The sequence below is a fragment of the Paenibacillus sp. V4I7 genome, from assembly GCF_030817275.1.
Taxonomy (GTDB): domain Bacteria; phylum Bacillota; class Bacilli; order Paenibacillales; family NBRC-103111; genus Paenibacillus_E.
The window spans coordinates 912,801-931,950 of record NZ_JAUSZD010000002.1 but is presented as its reverse complement, the minus strand read 5'-3'; the positions used below and the strand labels follow the sequence as shown (position 1 = coordinate 931,950).

Annotated in this window: 16 protein-coding genes; 2 read left to right on the top strand and 14 right to left on the bottom strand. The window is 44.1% G+C overall.

Going from position 1 to position 19,150, the window contains the following annotated elements; genetic code table 11:
* Positions 1 to 29 precede the first annotated feature (29 nt).
* Both QFZ80_RS05450 and QFZ80_RS05445 read right to left on the bottom strand, forming a co-directional pair.
* Positions 30 to 1,049, bottom strand: a complete 1,020-nt coding sequence (locus QFZ80_RS05450; RefSeq protein ID WP_307557640.1) for a Gfo/Idh/MocA family protein — start codon at positions 1,047 to 1,049, stop codon at positions 30 to 32.
* A gap of 5 nt (positions 1,050 to 1,054) precedes the next feature.
* A complete protein-coding gene (locus tag QFZ80_RS05445; protein WP_307548189.1) occupies positions 1,055 to 1,897 on the bottom strand; it encodes a sugar phosphate isomerase/epimerase family protein in 843 nt (280 codons plus the stop codon).
* Positions 1,898 to 2,056: 159 nt separating this feature from the next.
* On the opposite strand from QFZ80_RS05445, the gene QFZ80_RS05440 reads away from it, so the two are divergent.
* The gene (locus QFZ80_RS05440; protein ID WP_307557638.1) at positions 2,057 to 2,956 is read left to right on the top strand and encodes an AraC family transcriptional regulator; all 900 of its coding nucleotides are present in this window, start codon (positions 2,057 to 2,059) and stop codon (positions 2,954 to 2,956) included.
* Positions 2,957 to 3,064: 108 nt separating this feature from the next.
* Here QFZ80_RS05440 and QFZ80_RS05435 read toward each other — a convergent pair whose 3' ends face one another.
* From QFZ80_RS05435 to QFZ80_RS05390, 10 genes are all read right to left on the bottom strand, one after another.
* Positions 3,065 to 4,777: a hypothetical protein gene (locus QFZ80_RS05435; RefSeq protein WP_307557636.1), complete on the bottom strand. Its 1,713-nt coding sequence runs from the start codon at positions 4,775 to 4,777 to the stop codon at positions 3,065 to 3,067.
* Positions 4,778 to 4,813: 36 nt separating this feature from the next.
* On the bottom strand, positions 4,814 to 6,112 hold the full coding sequence (locus QFZ80_RS05430; protein WP_307548195.1) for an efflux RND transporter periplasmic adaptor subunit: 1,299 nt from the start codon (positions 6,110 to 6,112) through the stop codon (positions 4,814 to 4,816).
* A gap of 12 nt (positions 6,113 to 6,124) precedes the next feature.
* A complete protein-coding gene (locus QFZ80_RS05425; RefSeq protein WP_307557634.1) occupies positions 6,125 to 9,229 on the bottom strand; it encodes an efflux RND transporter permease subunit in 3,105 nt (1,034 codons plus the stop codon).
* Positions 9,230 to 9,536: 307 nt separating this feature from the next.
* A complete protein-coding gene (locus QFZ80_RS05420) occupies positions 9,537 to 11,105 on the bottom strand; it encodes an IS1182 family transposase (protein WP_307557632.1) in 1,569 nt (522 codons plus the stop codon).
* 122 nt (positions 11,106 to 11,227) lie between these two features.
* Positions 11,228 to 12,628: a sensor histidine kinase gene (locus QFZ80_RS05415; RefSeq protein WP_307557630.1), complete on the bottom strand. Its 1,401-nt coding sequence runs from the start codon at positions 12,626 to 12,628 to the stop codon at positions 11,228 to 11,230.
* Complete coding sequence (locus QFZ80_RS05410; RefSeq protein WP_307548203.1) at positions 12,625 to 13,302, bottom strand: response regulator transcription factor; 678 nt, start codon at positions 13,300 to 13,302, stop codon at positions 12,625 to 12,627. The genes QFZ80_RS05415 and QFZ80_RS05410 overlap by 4 nt, the downstream gene beginning before the upstream one ends.
* Positions 13,303 to 13,330: 28 nt before the next feature.
* On the bottom strand, positions 13,331 to 14,047 hold the full coding sequence (gene queC, locus QFZ80_RS05405; protein WP_307548205.1) for a 7-cyano-7-deazaguanine synthase QueC: 717 nt from the start codon (positions 14,045 to 14,047) through the stop codon (positions 13,331 to 13,333).
* A gap of 54 nt (positions 14,048 to 14,101) precedes the next feature.
* The gene (locus QFZ80_RS05400) at positions 14,102 to 14,782 is read right to left on the bottom strand and encodes a 7-carboxy-7-deazaguanine synthase QueE (protein WP_307548207.1); all 681 of its coding nucleotides are present in this window, start codon (positions 14,780 to 14,782) and stop codon (positions 14,102 to 14,104) included.
* Positions 14,782 to 15,255 (bottom strand): 6-carboxytetrahydropterin synthase QueD, encoded by a 474-nt coding sequence (gene queD / locus QFZ80_RS05395; protein ID WP_171640389.1) that lies wholly within the window; start codon positions 15,253 to 15,255, stop codon positions 14,782 to 14,784. Before queD ends, QFZ80_RS05400 begins: the two co-directional genes overlap by 1 nt.
* 69 nt (positions 15,256 to 15,324) lie before the next feature.
* Positions 15,325 to 15,594, bottom strand: coding sequence for a hypothetical protein (locus QFZ80_RS05390; protein ID WP_307555661.1), 270 nt, complete (start codon positions 15,592 to 15,594; stop codon positions 15,325 to 15,327).
* Between the two features lie 204 nt (positions 15,595 to 15,798).
* Here QFZ80_RS05390 and QFZ80_RS05385 point away from each other — a divergent pair, with 204 nt between their 5' ends.
* Positions 15,799 to 16,428: a nitroreductase family protein gene (locus tag QFZ80_RS05385; protein ID WP_307548209.1), complete on the top strand. Its 630-nt coding sequence runs from the start codon at positions 15,799 to 15,801 to the stop codon at positions 16,426 to 16,428.
* Between the two features lie 62 nt (positions 16,429 to 16,490).
* On the opposite strand, the gene QFZ80_RS05380 is transcribed toward QFZ80_RS05385, so the two are convergent.
* Positions 16,491 to 17,570 (bottom strand): hypothetical protein, encoded by a 1,080-nt coding sequence (locus QFZ80_RS05380; protein WP_307548210.1) that lies wholly within the window; start codon positions 17,568 to 17,570, stop codon positions 16,491 to 16,493.
* A gap of 145 nt (positions 17,571 to 17,715) precedes the next feature.
* Complete coding sequence (locus QFZ80_RS05375; protein ID WP_307548212.1) at positions 17,716 to 19,146, bottom strand: glycosyltransferase; 1,431 nt, start codon at positions 19,144 to 19,146, stop codon at positions 17,716 to 17,718.
* Between the last annotated feature and the right edge of the window lie 4 nt (positions 19,147 to 19,150).

Below are 19,150 nucleotides of genomic sequence, written 5' to 3'. Positions count from 1 at the left end.
GATTTCCAAGGTTTTTCGTACACACCAAGCTATTTTACCTTAACCCATGCACCACGGTTGTCCGCAGATTCGATTTCAGCCTCAGCAATTTCAATGCTGCCCATCGTACTGGAGGGAGTCGCTACTGCAATACTTTCACCGGAAAGTAACGTCTCAATAAAATATTTAAGTTCGTTATAATAGCCCATTTCCGAGGATAGCTCAGGACTGAAGCCTTTTCCTTCGTTCACATTTACTTGTAAGGAATCACCTTTGAAAACGATATTGCCTTTTTCAAAATTAACTCGGAACTGCATGTCGAAGCCATAGTCGCCTTCAAGCGTCCAATCTGCTTGAGCATTGATGACTTTGCCATCTTCATATAGATAATTGGCAGAAACCACATCATATCCGCTGCCGGGAACAACATTGCGTGCCAAACACGATACGGATTCTGGCTTACCGAACAGCCAATGTATCATATCAATATCATGAACGTGCATATCTAACAATGCTCCGCCGCTTTTCTCCTTCTGTGTAAGCCAAGGTCCCCAGGTCGGAGTAGCTCCCCCGCGATAGAAATAACCACCCAATGCTTGACCAAACGTCTTCTCTTCAACCACCTGCTTCAGGTATACATAGGCCGGCCAGAATCTCAAGCATTGACCTATCATTAGCTGCTTGCCATTCGCCTCGGCTGCCTGAATCATATCTTTACATTCCGCAGCATTCAGCGCCATCGGTTTTTCACACAAAACATGAAGACCATGATTCAAACATTGAACCGCTATGTCTCTGTGCAGATAAGTAGGCAATGCAATATCCACGTAATCAAGCTGTTCCTTCTCAAGCATTTCGGTCACACTTGTATATTTATTGTAGCGACCGAAGTCAATGCCAGATGAACCCGTATCAATGTTGCCGGCAGCCGCGCGACCTTCGAGCTTCTCATTGTCAATATCACATATAGCCACAATCTGAATGGGAACTCCTTCTGACTCCAGGCGAACGTAATTTTCTAGATGAGTCCTACCCATAAAGCCTAATCCAATTAATCCGATTCTCAGCATGTTGATTACTTCCTCCCTAAGATGGCGTCCATTGCACCCGATGTATTATAAATAATCTGTTCGCCATGATGCGTATAACCCGGAATCATTTCGGCAATGACATAATCGTCATACCCGATAGCTTGAAGGGCTTTCATAACCTCTGGATAATTCACATCACCGGCTAGAAGATCAACAAAACCATGCAAACCTCCTGCGGCGCGGCGGTAATCTTTGAAATGCACTTTTTTGATACGTTTATTTAAAATGGAAATCCAATGCTCCGGATAGCCGGCATATAAGACATTCCCTACGTCAAAGTAAGCGCCCACATATGGCGAATTGATTTTATCGATAAAGTCTCTCATTTCAAGCGGGGATAGTAAGAATTTATTCCATACGTTTTCTATACCAATGGAAACCTTCAATGATTGTGCAACATTGGAAAGCTCGCTTATGCCTTCCAAAGCGTAGTCATAGGCTTGATCATATGGAACCACTTCAGAATCCGGAATGAAATCAACGCCAACAGCACCTGGCACAACCAATATCGTATCTACACCCAAAATAGCAGCGTTCTCCAATTGTTTCTTGACGATGTCTTTTGCTTTTTGACGCGTTTGTGCATGTCCACTTGTTAAAGAATATGTCCAGTATAATCCACTGGCTAAACTCGAGAGCGCAATGCCCTGATCTTCCGCAATCTTACGGTATTCCTTGATTTCGCTTTCTTTACTTTCCAAGCTTAATTGGCCCGTCTCGTTTAAAGCCAGCTCAATGCCGTCAAATCCGGCTTTCTTAGCAACAGCGATACATTGTTCTACCTTCATGGAGCCTGGAAATGACCACATATTGATCCCTTTTTTCATTGTTATCTCCTCCGTCTCTTCCCTTTATTATAAAAGAGCTACACTCGATAAGATTTATCCAAAAAGCCGATTTATTTGCACTTTTGCAAAAATGGATATGGTAAAATAAGATTAAAAATGAGTTTGGAACAAGAACCACCCTGAGAGAGGACGAGCAGCATGGATTTCCCAAGTATACAACTACAGGAATCACTTACCATTCAAACCCTCTTTTCCTTTCATTACTTCGAGTACGCAAAGGGATTTGTATTTGACGGAGAACAGCATGACTTCTGGGAGATTCTTTACGTGGACAAAGGGGAAGTTGAGATTCGAGCCGATGATCACATTCATACCCTTCATCAGGGAAATATGATCTTTCACAAACCCGAGGAATTCCATACGGTTAGCGTTAAGCATGAGCATACACCGCCAAATCTTATCGTCATATGCTTCGAGTGCACGTCCCCAGCCATGACTATTTTCGAGAAAAAGATTCTGGCATTAGGAGACCGGGAAAGAAATATCCTATCCCTCATTATCCAAGAAGGGTTTCAGGCGTTCCTGCCCCCTTTTGACAAGCCAACCGTTCATCATTTGGAAAGAAATCCGCATGCGCCTTTTGCCAGCGAACAAATGATCAAATCCTATTTAGAGGTTTTGTTAATCACACTCATTCGGAATCAAGAGCAAGCTTCCACGCCAGATTCTATGAAATACAAGCAATCATCCCTTCAAAAAGAAAAAGCCGAACAACGAATCGTTCAGCAAATCATGGAATATTTGAAAGCCAATCTCTCTCAATCCTTCACACAAGACCATTTATGTCAAAAGTTTCACTTGGGCAAAAGCCGATTAAAGGAGCTTTTCCAATCTCAGATGCAGACAGGCGTCTTGGAAGCCTTCAAATCCCTCAAAATTGAACAAGCCAAAACTTTTATTAGAGATGGCCGTTATAATTTTACTGAGATAGCAGCAATGTTGGGGTACGCCAGCATTCACTATTTTTCAAGAGATTTCAAGAAAACCGTTGGCATGCCGCCATCTGACTATGCAAAGTCCGTTAAAGCTCGTCTGTAGCGATGAACAGTGGCTGTTTCAAACTAACATGGCCTGATAGCCACCACCATAAAAATGAGAAGGCAAGAATAACCTTGCCTTCTCATTTTTTATTTATTCAACTGGCACTTATTTGATGACTTTCAATAAGCGTTTAGCCGTTCCATTCTGCGTTTCGATGGTTTCATACACATTGACAGTGAAAGGATAGCTGAATTGATCAGTTGTAATATTCGTAGCATCCAACAATTGTTTCCCACTGATTAATTTATTTACACCTGTGAAGGAAGCGTCCTTAGAACCGACAACACGTCCGGCGTTATCAACAATTTCAAATTTCAATTTCGAGAAGTTGTTGTCAACCACGACATTTTCTTTTTGTTTAATGTCTAGATCAAGTCGGAACTTGTACGTATAGGTCAATTGAGCAGTCGTCTGTGTGCTTACTGTTACATCATTGAACGTCAGATCAAATGGATATAAGGAGATGGTAGAATCCGTCTCTTCCTTCTGTACATCCGTTTGCAGAGCGGCAATCGTTGTTGTAAAAGGTGCAGCAGCCACTGAATCGAGCAGCTTTAACGAGAAGCTGGTGCTCTCTTCGGTTTGCGGCACAATGTAGGAGTAGCTTACCACGTAGCTTAATCCAGGATTTAGCATCGTCGTTACATTCGTTTGACGGGACCCTTGATAAGTAACACCCTGTGCATTGACCAATTCCGATAGGAAAGCAGGAGTAGCAGTAGGCGTTGTACTTGTATTCGTTAATTTGAACTTAGCTACCGCAGTTTGGTAGCCTTCACCTGGATTCTCATGCAGATGAAGCTCCATAAGCGATACTTCTGTTGATTTACCAACAACTTTGGTCAAAGCATCAAATGTGATCGGCTGACCAATTGTATAAGGTGCTGCAGCAGAATTCCCTTGCTCTTTCGGCCATGCGATAGCTAGTTTACCTGTTGTTAGCGTGGTGGCTTGACCTCCACCTTTGGGTACAAACGTATCCGTCGATAAAACGAGAAGGTTAGACAACGTCACACCATTTTCAACGGGAATCGCAAAATGAATGTATTTCTTTTCGCCGGCCTCCAAAGTCACCGGGTCTACTTCGGAACGATTGCCTTCATAGTTCTTCTGCTCAGACTGAGCGTCCGTACGGAAAGCAGGAACTGTTTCCCGCCCAGCTCCAGGATTACTAGCCAATACCGTCACAACAGCCGCGCGGCCTGATGCCGTATTTTGCATAGAAACCTCGACAGGTGAATACGTCAATCCTGAATTAACCCCAGGAATGGTGAATGCTTGACCCCATGCTAAGTTTTCGAGGCTCTGCAAAGCCGTATTTCCCGTACCTCCGTACCACACGGATTTAGTTGGCATAGCTAGCAGTGTTGTTTCCACCTTTGGATAGGAATAGATATCCACATTGACGAAAGATAATTGCTCAATTTGACCAATTTCCTTGCTATCAATGGAAGTCATGTACACAAGCTCGCCGATTTCTTTGGGCTGCAAAGCTTCTTTATTGCTAGCACTTGGTTTCAATGTATACGAAACGCCACTTGCCGTTTGAACACGAAGCTCGTGTTCGGGAACTCTGTTCTGTACGGCGCCTCCGTTATACAATCGAATAGTAACCGCAAGCTGGGAACCTGACGCGGTTGGCGTCACCGCTGCACTTTTAATTGCAGCTCGTATATCAGCTGTCAATCCGTAATTGACAGTTGGTGCAGAGACAATTGGCGTCGTCGAGTCAGCCGCCCATACGGTTGTGCCTCCTTGAACGATCATTGCTCCTAGCATGATGGCTGTCAGACTAGATTTCCATGGTTTGTTTTTCATTTAAGTATTCTCCTTATTGTGAAATTTCGCTGATGTCTATTTGGCTGCTGGTGTTGTTGTTGGTTGCTGCCCCGCGCTAGCAATGTCTACTTTTTGTCCGTCTTTCAAAGTATTCTGTCCGGTAGTAACCAATTGCTCGCCGTCTTTCACGCCTTCGATTACTTCTTGATACTCCCCGTTAATGCGTCCTAATTTCACTTTCCGTTTCTGATATTGGTCACCTTGCTGAACAAAGACAATCGTATCGGACTCTTCACGAATGATGCTTAATGTAGGAATAGCAATCACTTGTTCTTCCGTTTCAGTCGTAAGCTGTACCATAAATCGATTACCAGGCTGCAGCAGATGATCGCTATTTGGAACTTCCAGTTCTAACGTGTACGTTTTTGTTGCAGCACTCATAATAGGTGCCAAGTAGCTAATTTTAGCTGTTCCTTTTTTGTCAGGCGAGTCCGGATTATAGTAAATGAGTTCTTGCTTTCCTTTAACAAGTAGGAAATTCGTTTCCGTAAGCTCCGTTTTGATTTTGATCGGATCAATCTGTTGGACTTGCCCAACTTTCCCTGCCGCGGCAGCTACGGTTTGCCCAACCACTACATTGAAATCGGTAAGAATGCCGTTACCTGGTGCCTTTACTTGATAGTTCTCTAAAGAACGAGTCGCATCTTCTAGTGCTAGACTTGCAGACTCTGCTTGCGTTTGAATAGCCGAAATCGAATCGGAGTTATCAAACGCTGAAAGCTTGCTTTGTGCAGCATCTAGATTCATCTGAGCGCTATCTAGTGCTTGTTTGGATTGATCCACCTGATGCTGAACGGCGATGCCTGCATCATATTCATTACGAATTTTGTTGTATTCCTGGGTAGCATTCTTGAGTGCAGTTTGCGATCTAGTTACATTGTCCAACAGATCTTTGCGGTTATTTACTTTATTATCCTTTGCTTGTTGCAAGGATTCTTGGGCACTTCTTACAGAAAGCTCACTTTTCCTTTTGGCAGATAAGGCATCTTTATTATCAATAACGAAGAGTATTTCCCCCTTCTCAACATACTCTCCTCGTTTTTTCAGCACTTCCGTTACCTCACCGCCCGCTTTCGATACAACATCAAGCGTCGTTCCTGCCGCTACATCAGCAACTTGTTCGATCGGATTGCTAATTTTCTGCTTCTTTATGACATCTGTTTTAATCGCCCTTGGTGCTAACTGCACCGTTGCAGCCCCTTTTGCACCTGGTGCTGAACAGGCTGACACCAAGACCGCTGCTGCGGTCAATAACGCTATCACTCCCATCGAACGGGATTTGATTTTTCGTTTTTGCGAACTATCGTTAATCATCTATGTGCCTCCTTATACCTCTAACATCGTTTTTTCGTTTTCTTTATTACGCTTGGACATACGACCTATACGGCTCTTTATACTTTCAATCAATTCGTACACAATCGGTACGACAACTAATGTCAATAGCGTAGAGGTAATCAGACCACCGATAACGACTACACCCAGTCCTTTACCGATTAATCCACCTTCTCCAGAAATACCGAGCGCTAGAGGAACCAATGCCATAATGGTAGCTCCAGCGGTCATAATAATGGGACGAAGTCTTACTTTCCCCGCTTCAATTAAAGCATGGCGTACCGTGTATCCCTCTTCGCGCAGTTGTTGTGCACGATCAATTAGTACAATCGCATTCGTTACTACGATCCCAATAAGCATGAGGAAACCAATCATAGAGGTTACGGTTAAAGGCTCTCTTGCAATGACAAGTCCTAGAAGGCCCCCAATCACAGCAAGCGGTAGAGAGAACAAGATGGCGAATGGTGCACTTGCGTTCCCAAAGGCCAGGACCATAATCAAGTAAACCACGAATATGGCGGCAGCCATCGCGATGAACAATTGCATAAAGCTTTCATTCACATCATCCGAAACACCGCTAATTTTTGGTGTCACGCCATCAGGCAATTGGATATCATTCATCGCTGCAGCAAGCTTGGCGCTCACACCTGTCTTATCTGCAGAATTGATTTTTGCTGTTACTTTCACAAGTTGCTGCTGTTCCTCACGTGCAAGTGAGGCAGCGCCTTTTGTTTCATTAACCTTAGCTACTTCCTTCAGTAAGACCCTTGAACCATTCGCGCTGGTCAATGGGATATTACCTAGTTTTTCTAGTGTATCTTTGTCTGATTTGTCTAACGATACCGTTGTTGTATAAACGATATTATCGAATTTCATGTCTCCTAGATTTTGCTTTTGAATCCACGCACGTGCAGTATCACGAACGGTCGATGAGCTTAATCCGTATGCTCTCGCTTTCTTCTGATCTACAGCAATTTCTATTTCTGTTTTCGCATCACTCAGGTTATCCTCAACTTCACTAAGCTCAGTGAATGTATTCAACTTTTCTTTAACCAAACCGGCTGCTTTCTCTAATTGAAGCTGATCCTCACCTTGCAAGGTATAGGCAAAATCAGTGGATGAAACACCGAAATCCCCTTCCATGGCTTTAGGCTCTACTTCGGATCCGCTTGGCAGCTCAGAGAGTATATAAGCTTTCATTTCATCTTTCACTTGATTCGGATCTACTTTATCATTCACTTGGACAAAAATTTGCGAAGCATATGGCGTCCGTTCGTCATCGTTGCCAGCATACCCAACTAATGATTCGACGAATTTAAAAACAGGTTCGCCATTGGAATCTTTCGAATCTAACAAGATGGTTTCGATTTCTTTTGTTTTCGCATCTGTTGCCTCAAAAGAGGTTGCATACGGCATCTTTATCTGAAAATACATCGTTGTCGCAGGCTTCGTACTAGGCAAGAACGAAACCGATAGAAACGGTACCGTCGCCGCAATAGTTACAACAAGCATTAGCCCTGAAATCAACAGTGTTTTAATCCGATTTGTCAAACTCCACGTCAATGCTTTTTCATAGAATGTTGTTAGTTTAGTTGGCTTTGATTCATCATGATGCCCTTTACCCGGCTTACTGCGAAGAACGAGCAATTTAGCGAGCATTGGAATAACCGTCAAAGCTACAATTAAGGAAGATAAAAGTGCACAAGCAATCGTTAATGCAAAGGGTCTAAAGAACCCTCCCACAACACCCGTTACCAGAGCAAGTGGAGCAAAGACCCCTACAGTTGCCAAAGTTGAGGACGTAATAGCCATCGAAACCTGCTTTGTTGCCAAGGCGATAACGGATTCTTTGCGTTCTTGTGCTTTTTCCAATGAGGCATATATATTTTCAATAACAACAATAGAATCATCGACTACACGACCTACTGCGATAAAAATACCACCAAGAGTCATCGTATTAAGTGTTAAGTCTAATGTCGACATCAATAACAATGTGATCAAAATGGAAAGTGGAATGGAGACGAGAACAATGAGTGTCATCCGAATGTTTCTCAGGAAAATGAGAATCATCAAGGAAGCCAATACCGCCCCTACAACTCCTTCACGTACAAGTCCTGTAATGGACTCTTTAATTTGATCTGCACTATCATAAGTATTTTTGAAAGTAATGTTTGGTAGTGTCGTTTCCCACTCATGAATCAGCTTCTCGATGGATCCTGAGAAATCAACCGCATTCGCACTGCCTGCTTTGTATAAAATCATACCAATAGCTGGCTTGCCATCCAATCTACCATTGAAGTCAGATTCCGTTATCGCCTTTACCTTGGAGACTTGATCTAGTGTTACGATATCTCCTTTAGGTGTGGTGATTTCGACCTGTTCCAAATCGTACAAGCTTGATAAATTACCAGTGACACGAGTCATCTTATTGTTGCCGCTAATTTCTACACTACCGATCGGACTCTTCGTCGCGGCGGAATTAATCGCATTGCTCACTAGAGCCGGTGACAATCCATATACATCAAGCGCAGCAGCATCTAGCTCAATATCGAGCGATGTGCTTCTGGCACCAATAACGTCCATATGGTCGATCCCTTTAATTCCTTCAAGACCTGGCTTGATTTTATCTTTAAAAGATTTGTCGAGCTCTGTTTGGCTTACCCCGTCATTGGCAAAAGCGACTAAGTAATTCGAAGGGAATGATGCCGCACCAAAAGTGGAGGCTTTAGGCGCACCTGCCGTTGCTGGAAGAGAAACTTCAGCCAGCATGTCTTGAACGGCCTGTTTTTTCTTATCAATATCTACATTTTGTTTGAAAAGAACGATAATCATGGAGAAATTATCACTCGAAGTTGAAGTAATGGAATCCAGATCTTCAATGTTCGCTAGCTTTTCTTCAATCGGAGCCGTAATTTCATCCATGACATCCTTGGGAGCCCCTGTATAAGTTGTTGTTACAGCAACTACTGGAAAAGAAACGTTTGGCATGTTCTCTACTTTAAGCTGCGTGGATGAATAAAATCCGCCTACAAAAAGCATGATCATGATAATGAATAATGCCGAGACATTCTTCATGGAAAATTGTGTTAATCGATTCATTCCTGTACTCCCCTCATGACAAGCGTAAACTTATTTTCATCAAATGTTTATACGCTAACCATACAGGTTCAATATGAACCCAATATGAACAAAATAAAAAAGAAGGTCACCAATATCTCCGAAATAATCACGGGGATCTATTGGTGACCTGTCTATAAGAAACTTCAAGATTACGTATGTTATGGGTTAAGGCTTGGCAGGGTTACATGCTTTAATAGGAAAGAGGGTGTCCCAAAAGCCATGATAGTCTTGGTGTGTAGGACACTCCAGATCGTTAGAAAAAGTGAATATTTGAATGAAAAAGGAGCTAAGCGGCTTGTACGTGCTTAGCTCCTTTATTTTTAGCGTCCATCGCTGCTTTCTTCAGCAAGTTATGGGCAAGCGAAAGCCACCCGACCTCTAGACTTACTTTGGGTAAGCCTCGAAGCAGGAATCTTTTGAATCCGCGGTTGTTCTTGATGTCACCAAACACAGGCTCTGGCTCAATCATACGCCGTACTGCTAGCGCGTAACCTTCTTCGCTACGGAGTTTGTTGCGCGCTTGGTTCTTTAATCGCAAGTAGTTCATGCTTACTTTAACTTCGCGATTACCTTGGGCTTTCGTACACTGTGGTTTCAGCGGGCAACCTTCACAGCTTGCACTCCGGTAATGGCGGTACTCGATTTCATATCCACTCTCCGTTTTCTCTTTGCTTGCTCTGCGGAAAATGAGGGGTTGTCCTGTCGCACATGTCCACGTATCTTGTTCTTCGTCATAGGTCCAGTTGTCGATTTTACTAATATCCTTTTGCCACGCTTTGTTTTTCTCACGGTGATAGGTGCTATATTTGACGATGGCTTCGACTTCATTTTTCTCTAAATAGTCGTAGTTCTCTTCGCCGCCATATCCCGCATCAGCGATGATCGTGCTCGGCAGCTTGCCTAGTTGCGATTTTACTTTTTCAAGATGAGGGATGAGGCAGCGTGTATCGGTAGGCCGTTGGTGTACGCTGTAGCCGAGGATAAATTGATTTTCAGTGCCGATCTGTACATTGTAACCCGGCTTAAGTTGGCCGTTTCGCATATGATCTTCTTTCATCCGCATGAACGTAGCATCTTTGTCGGTCTTACTGTAGCTATTCCGACTCCCTAAAATTTCTTCATGTGTTTCATACTTTTGAAGTCGAGGAAGAAGATCTTTTCGAAGTGTGCGTACGGCTTTCTTTAGCGACTTGTCCTTCGGGTTTTCCTGCAGTCTTTCTTCCAATTGTTTGACAGCGATCTCTAATTTTTCACTTGTGATCTCAGACGCTCCGCCCAGTTCGCTTAGGTCTTGGCCAACATGCATCTGCTCTTCTTGCTTCTCAGCTTCTTCGATCGTGGCAAACAGCGTCTGCACTTTCTCCTGAAGCTTGGCCTTATGCTTCACAACCGCTTTACCCCAAACAAAGGTATACCGATTGGCATTCGCTTCAATTTTAGTACCGTCAACAAAATAGTGCTCTAGTTGAACGTACTTCTCGTCGGCCAAAAATTGAAGAACCGCGGTAAATACGGTCTCCAGCAGGGCTTTCATCCGTTCAGAACGAAAACGGTTAATGGTGCGGAAGTCGGGTCGTTGTCTGCCTGCAATCCACATGAACATGACGTTTTCGCGGACAGCCTTGGCGATCTGTCGGGAGGAGTAAATACGCTGGGTGTAGGCATAAATGATCACTTTTGTTAGCATCTTAGGGTGATAGCTATCTCTTCCGCCTCCAGGGTAAGCTGCGTCGAAAATGACGTCATCCAGTTGATTCACGGCGGCGTTTACAATGCGAACGAGGTGATTTTGAGGAATATCTTCCTCCAAGTCCATTGGCAGGCAAAGTTGATCCATGGTATATTGAATGTACAAAGAAACCGTCTCCTTTTGTAAGTGGTTGGGTGGTACCTCCATTTTACCAAAGAACGGTTTCTTTTTGTTTACAAAATGAGAGGATGCCCCTCAGTCATTTTATGACTTTTGGGACACCCTCCTTATTTTTTAGTTGGATATCTCAGTATCGGTATCGTAACGATAAACAACGTTCCTATATCGATCTCACTCTGCAGTTCAATAGTACCATGGTGTAGCTCAACAATTTTCCGTACAATCGCAAGTCCCAAACCGCTTCCGTCTGTTTCGCGATGTCTGGACGCATCCGCCTTATAAAATCGTTCAAATATCCGTTCTTGATCAGAGGCAGCGATTCCCATTCCACTATCTTGAATGCGAATACGAATCCGGTCATTGAGAGGTTCCAACTGAATTTGTATCTTCCCTCTTGAAGGTGTGAACTTGATTGCGTTCCCAAGAAGATTCATCCATACCTGACTTAATTGGTCTGCATCCGCGGTCACTTTCACTCGAGGAAGCTCCAAGTCAAGCTCCAATTGCTTACTGGACCACTGCGGCTCATAGAACACAACAACTCTACGTAATTGTTCATCTAGATCGTATGTGGTTGGGTGAAAAGGATGATGCTCTGATTCCAGAGAGGCCAGCTTTAATAGATTATCACTAAGGCGGGATAATCGCTCACTCTCGCGTTCAATGATTTCCAAGTAGCGTCCACGCTCCGCCTCGTCAATTTCTGAACCCCTAAGAGCCTTCGAAAAGCCTCGGATCGACGTAAGAGGGGACTGGATTTCGTGGGAAACGTTCGAAACAAAATCTTGCCGCATCTGCTCCAACTGCTTCAGTTCGCCAGCCATATGATTAAAACTTTGGGCTAGCTGCCCTAATTCATCCTTTTGTTTCACAGAAACATGCACATTGAAATTGCCTCGAGCTAACCGTTCCGTAGCCAACGTCAACTTCTTTAATGGATTTACCAGATAACGAGATGCGATGAGAATGAGTAAACTGCCGACAATAAGTACGATGAGAAGTACAGTAATGACAGCTGTCTTCACTTGACGACGAGCTACCTCGGAGAAGGTTGGATGAATGAAAAGGGCAAAAGTTTTACCATCAACTTGAAGAGGCAGTCCTACCTTAACCCGATTGAATGGATCTTTGGGCATCCCGTAGTCTAGGCTTTTATAAATGCTGCCATGTAGAACATAGGCCACTTCCGATGCTTCAATAAGAGGATTCCCTTTTTTATCTAAAGTGATCGCCGTCGCCGGCTCTCCGTTTTCGTAAAATAAAGTCAAGACGTAGTTATCATTTAATCGGTTGCTGCCTGCCACAAAAGAATCAAGATTCTTCGGCTGAATTTCTTCACTCAATGTGACTAGCTGCCGGCCTATCGCGAGCATTTCTGCTTGAAATTCCGTGGTAATCAGATTTCTGAAAAAGACCGTTGCCAGCGGAAAGGCGACTGACACACTAACTACAACAATGGCCAGAAATGTCAGCACAACGCGCAGATAAAGCGACTTAATCTTAATCATGTATTCACCTCGAGCCTGTACCCAAGGCCGCGAATGGTCGTAATACGAAATTCTTCCGTTAGTGGTTCGAAACGCTCTCGCAAACGTTTAATATGCACATCAACCGTTCGGTCATCACCTTCATAATCCATACCCCAGATCTGCTCAATAAGCTGCGTACGGGTGAAGATTTGTGCCGGATAACTAGCAAGCTTATAGAGGAGCTCGAATTCTTTTAAGGGAAGCGCCAAGCGTTGATCCTGCAATCGAACCTCAAATGCCGTCCGGTCAATCATCACATTACCGAGTGTGATCGTCTGAGAGGCGTTGATCCGATAACGTTTAAGCAAAGCTTTTACACGCATCACTAACTCCACAGGGTCAAAAGGCTTCACAAGATAGTCGTCCGTGCCAAGCTGAAAACCTTTCACCTTGTGGACTGATTCGCTTTTGGCTGTCACCATAAGGAGGGGCAAATCTGTATATTGCGCTCTTAATTCGCGACAAAGTTCCCAACCGTCCATCAATGGCATCATGATATCCAATACGACTAAATCCGCCGGTGTTGTTTCAAGCATGCTGAGCGCTTCTTGTCCATTGCTTGCCTGCATGACTGTTAAGCCTTCTCTAGCCAAATAAACGCGAATCAACTCTCTGATATCTGCGTCATCATCCACCACCATGATTCTGGTCACGAAACGCTCCGCCTTTCTTGCAGGAAACTTAAGCTAGATATGGTATTGGATCTTTTGAACCCGCTTCTTCAAAGCCTTTCAACCGTAAACGACAGCTGTCACAAACGCCGCAAGCTTCCGCTTTTCCATTGTAACAAGACGTAGTTAGTTCGTAAGGAACGCCGATCTTCAAGCCTTCTTCCACAATTCGTGCCTTGGTCCAGTCAATAAGTGGGGTTTCAATCGTGATCCCTTTCCCTTCAACACCGACCTTGGTCGCAAGGGCAATCACTTCTTCCACTTTATGAATAAATTCCGGACGACAATCCGGATATCCACTGTAGTCGAGGGCATTCACTCCGATATAAATGGCTTCTGATCCCGTTACTTCGGCATAAGAAGTTGCTATGGAAAGGAATAGCAGATTGCGTCCAGGTACATACGTAACTGGGATCTCAGATTCCTCTGACCCTTCCATCAATCCATCCACAACATTAGGAACATCAATGTTATCATCCGTTAATGCGCTGCCGCCGAAATCACGCAAGAAATCTAGCTTGATGATCTTATGACGACCACTGACACCATAATGCTCAGCGACTTGCTTGGCATTCTCGATTTCAATTTTGTGACGCTGACCATAGTCAAAAGAAATCGGATATAGCTCGTATCCCGCTTCTTTGGCAAGTCCCATGCATGTTGTACTATCTAATCCGCCACTTAGAATGATGACGGCTCTTTTATTATTTTCATTGCTTGCGCTCATAGTAGACACCTCTTTTTCTTCTTGTGAAAAATGAAAAATAAGTAGATACGCGCTTTAAACGCCGCGCATCGCTGGATCCCAAATGATCTTATGCAGCTGCATGTTCAGCTTCACCTTGGACAACCCTGCGTCAAGCATGAGCTCGACGAGCTTGCGCGGCGGCATGGTCTCCCACACCGGGCTGAACATCGGCTGCGCTTTCGTCGGGTGCTGCTCAAGCACTTCCACCGCGGTGCGGAAGTCATGCTCGCTGCCGATGACGAACTTCAACTCGTCCTGCTCGCGCAGCAGGGCGAAATTGCTCATGATCATCTGCCCCATCTCGCCAGAGTCGGGCAGCTTAAAGTCCATGATGTATCGCACCTTCGGCGATGCGACACGCTCCACGAACAGTGCGAGATCGATCGCGCCGTTCGTCTCGATATGCAGGTCATCGACCTGCTCCAGTTCAGCGAGCGCGTCGATTAACGCGAGTGACTTCTCGCCGTACAGGAGCGGTTCGCCGCCGGTTAGGCAAATATGCCGGGAGCGATACGTCTGGACCTTGCTGATAATTTCAGCAATGGTCATGACGTTCTCCGCTTCCGCGGGCGGGTAGCTGTACTTGGTATCACACCAGGTACAGCGCAGGTTGCAACCAAAAAGACGGACGAAGACCGTCGGGAACCCGGCACGGGTCCCTTCGCCTTCAACCGTCTCGAAGATCTCGACCATCGGAATGCGGATATCTCGCATTACACATCCTCCTCCATCATCGAGCGTGTGATGGCCGCATAACTAGTCGGCGTTTCCCACAGCCGGATTTCTTCCAGCATGATCGCTGGATAAAGTTGTTCTTCAAGCAAAGCTTGATGAATTTCCTCATACATCCAGACGACCATATTTTCAGCGGTTGTATTCATAGCAGGCAGCACATCATTCAAATATTTATGGTCCAATCGGTCAACGACACGTTCTTTTGCAATACGTTTAATATCACCAAAATCTATAGCGATCCCCCGGCTATCCACTTTTCCGCGCATAATAACTTGCAGCTTATAGGTATGTCCGTGCAGATTTTTACATTTTCCCTCATAACAATGCAAATGATGCGCACTGTCAAACGTAAATTCTTTGGAAATCAAAACGGATTTGTGATGATATTTTAATTGGTTCTCTTGGATGTCACGCCCCAACATTTGCACATCTCTGGGGATATCGTAGCTCATATCTATCACCTCATAATTATGAAAAAAACAGTACTCTACATTCTATCACGAAGAGACCGTTTTTCACAATCAATCTTGCAGTTTTCGTCTTCCCTTTTGAGACCAGTCCAAATGACCGCGAATTTCCTGAATCCGTTCATTCTCATTGCGTAAATCCGATTCAATTAGAGCTGTAAGACTTTCAATTTGATCTACCACAGTATCGGGAAGCTCAACCTCTTCAACTGATTTTACAATATAGAGTAAACATTGCAGCGTCTCATCCATAAGGCTCTTCTTCTTGCCGGTTAAGACGACTTCTGAGAGAAAAATAAGGTGACTCAGCTCTTTTTGCGTCATTTTCAAGAGGAACATCCCCTTTCTTGCTTCCATTATCCAACATTTTCCGACATCGTGAAAGACTCTCTTGACAACTTAAACTATAACATTTATGATTACAGTAATCAGTTTGCTGATTGGAATTTTTTTCAAATGATAAAATTGAATGCTTTTAAGCAATGGAAACACACTAAAAAGAATTTATAAACCTTGGAGGGAAACCTAATGAGTACAGAAGTTAAATCCGAAGTTCTTAAAGTTTTAGAAGAGCGTCATTCCGTAAAGCAATATCAAGCTGGGCACAAAATGCCGAAAGCCGATTTGGAACAGCTTTTGACGTCCACGTCACAAGCACCATCTTCATGGAACCTTCAACACTGGAAGCTTCTAGTTATTGAAGATCAAGCTCAAAAAGAGAAATTGCTTCCTATCGCATATGGACAAAAGCAAATCGTAGAAAGCTCCGTTGTTATCGCTATTCTAGGCGATCTCGAAGCTAACAAAAACACAGAACTCGTTTTTGGTCCAGCAGTTGAAGCTGGCCACATGACAAAAGAATTATATGACACTCTTGCCGGACAAATCGAAGGCGCATATCAATCCCCACAAGTTGCTCGTGACGAAGCTATTCGTAACGCTTCCTTAGCAGCTATGCAGCTAATGATTGCTGCTAAAGCACTTGGCTATGACACATGCCCAATGGGTGGTTATGATGCTGCCAAATTCGTTGAAGCTTTCAACGTTCCAGCACGTTATGTACCTGTTATGCTGATTAGCGTAGGCTTGGCTGCTACCCCTGCTAGATCCGCAGGTCGCCTTCCTTTGGATCAAATCATCGTTTCCAACTCTTTTTAATTAAAGAAAAGGCATGACTTCCATCTAGTATGGGAGCATGCCTTTTTTCATTTGGTGCTAGCTCAATGATACTGATCCGTTTCAAACCAAATTTCATCAATTAGCTTATTTCTATACAGCATGGATACATTAAATGTTTCATACTCTTTTTCTTTATCCAACTCTTCAAGCAATAATGTCGCAATTAGCTCTCGATCATCTGAATCCCCTGGTTCGCGGAAATCAATGAAACCTGTTAGTTGGCGCGAACTAATATCCACCGTTGCAGTACCAATCGGCAAGCCACCGTAGGATTGCTGATAAATTTCATACGTGAGTGTATCGCCATCATCTCTGGCCAAATTAATCGTGTAATCTTCCGGAGAAAGAGGCATCGTATCTTCTTCTATGTCATCAACCAAATCTAATAAATCAATGTGCGTTAATTCCACCGTATCTACGGTTTCCCCATTATAGATCATGTTAAAAATAAACGTATCCGTTTCATCCTCATTGAAATCTTCGACAATGAGCTCTGACACCCTATCCATTTCCTCATCAAAAGGATCAAATCTCCATGATATATCGCCAATCACATCAGTACCATACATATGAAGCGTAATTTCAGCTATGAGCTCCGAGTCATTATCATAAACATGATAATCCACACGGTTTCTACTTTCACCTACAATTACAAGCTCATAGCCCTGTTGATTCTTGCGTTCCCGGATCATCTCCATTTGATCTGGGGCATTCTCTGAGTCGATGTCATCGAATCGGGTTTCGTCCCTCACCCATTCATAATCAACTTCATCGTCATGCTCGTGACGCGTGTACGAATGCGAGTCCTCTTCGAGCATGGTAGGTTCTAAGGCATGATCTGACGCGATAACGAAATCATAATCACTATAACTAACTAAAACCTCGCACTCTTCAATAGCCAGTGCATCAATGACATTCTGAATATACGACTGAACGAATTCATACACCTTCTGTTTGTCCATGGTCGTAATGGACTGCTGCTCCAGATGAATCGAGCCTTTGAGTCGATCCGATTCCCTGTAGACTAGCGTTAACGTACCGACAAACTTCCCATTGTACATAATATCGCAGACTTCTCCGCCTGCCGTTTTCAGGTCGGGTCTAAGCATAATATCGGCCACGACTTATCTCGCCTCCTCTACAGTTCTTTTGATACTTCTGTAGATTGTCCCAACATCGTCCAAAATATGAGTATTCAGGATAAACGAAAAAAGACGGTTCCAAAAGTCATGGTCGTACATGACCGAGGAACCGTCCTTTTGTTATTTACTTTGGATTATTTAAGCGTTGGCGTTCGGCTTCGATGGTTGCGAGTCGTTGACCAACGACTTTCACCAGGCGTGGATATTGCCTTAACATATTAGAATAAGCTGTCCTCGCTGTAGAAAACTTTCCTGCACAAAACGCGATGTCTCCCAAAGCCATATCTGCCTTCCACTCCCCAATCTCATGATTAGGGGAAACGATACTCCGAAAGGAATGGAATGATTCTTTCGCCTTTTTAAAGCCAGACTCTGCATCTCTGTAAAGCTGATCGGCTTGCTTCATTCGAACTTGTGCAAGCATATAGTGCGCATCAGGGAAATCCGATTGGTAATCCAAAGCTTTCGTACAATACACGGCTGTCTGCTCCCAATCCTTGCGTTGGAAATAAATATCCATTAGATATTTATAGATATCAAGCAACCTTCCAAAAAGCGGGTGAGGTATCGCTCTTCGCTCCGCTTCGATCAGAGCCTCCACCGCATCTGCTTCTTTACCCGCTCCAAGTAGTTCTCTACCCATATAGAACCACCAAGCTGGATTATCCGAATCTTCCTCAATCATTGTTCGCAACAAGTTCAGGTTCCGATCAATCTTCTGCTTACTTGCCATAATATCTGGTTCATATCCATCGTGAAACACTCTAACCTTTACTTTGTGACGAGCGGCTTCATTGTTATAAATACCCGATTCCGTTCCTACCTGTTCATGAACCCTCCCCCAGTAGCGAAGCCCACGGCCCAGGGGAAATAATCTCGTCTGTGAGAAATTATGTTTCACATGATTTTGAATCTGATTGATTTGCCACAAACATAAAATAGTTGGTACTACCGAATCATGATAGATACCTGCCGCCTCTCTGACAGCATCTCTATCTTCTTTCACTAAATACTCGTCTGCATCGATCCAAAAAACCCAATCCGTATGCATATGCAGCAATCCTGTATTGCGAGCCGCGGCAAAATCGTTCGTCCACTCATAAGGAATGATCGTAACATTGGGATACCCCGATGCAAGCTCCGCTGTGCGGTCCGTGGAACAATCGATAAGAACAATGTGATCGACTGCGCCTTGAAGTGAGTCTAAACATCGCTGGATGGTATCCTCCATATTATACGAGATGATGCCTGCTGTAATGCTGACCTTCCTTACGTGAAGCAAGCCTTCGATATCTACACGTTCATCGCCTGAAGGAACTGATTTGAGTGCTTCCAACACAGGAGCAACCCATGTAGCTTCCGGATCGAGCAGCCATGCTCGCTGGAACGCTTTATTCGCGGCGTCGCCGTAGCTTTGATGCATTAATGCTTCTCCGAGAAACACCCAGTTTTGTGCTTCAAGGGGGTTTGACCTAATCATGTCCTTTGCCGCCAACTCTGCTTCCTTGTATCTTTGTTGTTGTAGATGTTCGATGATAAGAGCGCTACGTTGCATAGGT

What these genes read in the sequence shown, in the direction of transcription:
- QFZ80_RS05385 (WP_307548209.1), top strand. Translation starts at nt 15,799, where the DNA reads ATGAGTACAGAAGTTAAATCCGAAGTTCTTAAAGTTTTAGAAGAGCGT.
- QFZ80_RS05435 (WP_307557636.1), bottom strand. Translation starts at nt 4,777, where the DNA reads ATGAAAAACAAACCATGGAAATCTAGTCTGACAGCCATCATGCTAGGA.
- QFZ80_RS05390 (WP_307555661.1), bottom strand. Translation starts at nt 15,594, where the DNA reads ATGACGCAAAAAGAGCTGAGTCACCTTATTTTTCTCTCAGAAGTCGTC.
- QFZ80_RS05450 (WP_307557640.1), bottom strand. Translation starts at nt 1,049, where the DNA reads ATGCTGAGAATCGGATTAATTGGATTAGGCTTTATGGGTAGGACTCAT.
- queD (WP_171640389.1), bottom strand. Translation starts at nt 15,255, where the DNA reads ATGAGCTACGATATCCCCAGAGATGTGCAAATGTTGGGGCGTGACATC.
- QFZ80_RS05445 (WP_307548189.1), bottom strand. Translation starts at nt 1,897, where the DNA reads ATGAAAAAAGGGATCAATATGTGGTCATTTCCAGGCTCCATGAAGGTA.
- QFZ80_RS05440 (WP_307557638.1), top strand. Translation starts at nt 2,057, where the DNA reads ATGGATTTCCCAAGTATACAACTACAGGAATCACTTACCATTCAAACC.
- QFZ80_RS05425 (WP_307557634.1), bottom strand. Translation starts at nt 9,229, where the DNA reads ATGAATCGATTAACACAATTTTCCATGAAGAATGTCTCGGCATTATTC.
- QFZ80_RS05430 (WP_307548195.1), bottom strand. Translation starts at nt 6,112, where the DNA reads ATGATTAACGATAGTTCGCAAAAACGAAAAATCAAATCCCGTTCGATG.
- QFZ80_RS05400 (WP_307548207.1), bottom strand. Translation starts at nt 14,782, where the DNA reads ATGCGAGATATCCGCATTCCGATGGTCGAGATCTTCGAGACGGTTGAA.
- QFZ80_RS05375 (WP_307548212.1), bottom strand. Translation starts at nt 19,146, where the DNA reads ATGCAACGTAGCGCTCTTATCATCGAACATCTACAACAACAAAGATAC.
- queC (WP_307548205.1), bottom strand. Translation starts at nt 14,047, where the DNA reads ATGAGCGCAAGCAATGAAAATAATAAAAGAGCCGTCATCATTCTAAGT.
- QFZ80_RS05415 (WP_307557630.1), bottom strand. Translation starts at nt 12,628, where the DNA reads ATGATTAAGATTAAGTCGCTTTATCTGCGCGTTGTGCTGACATTTCTG.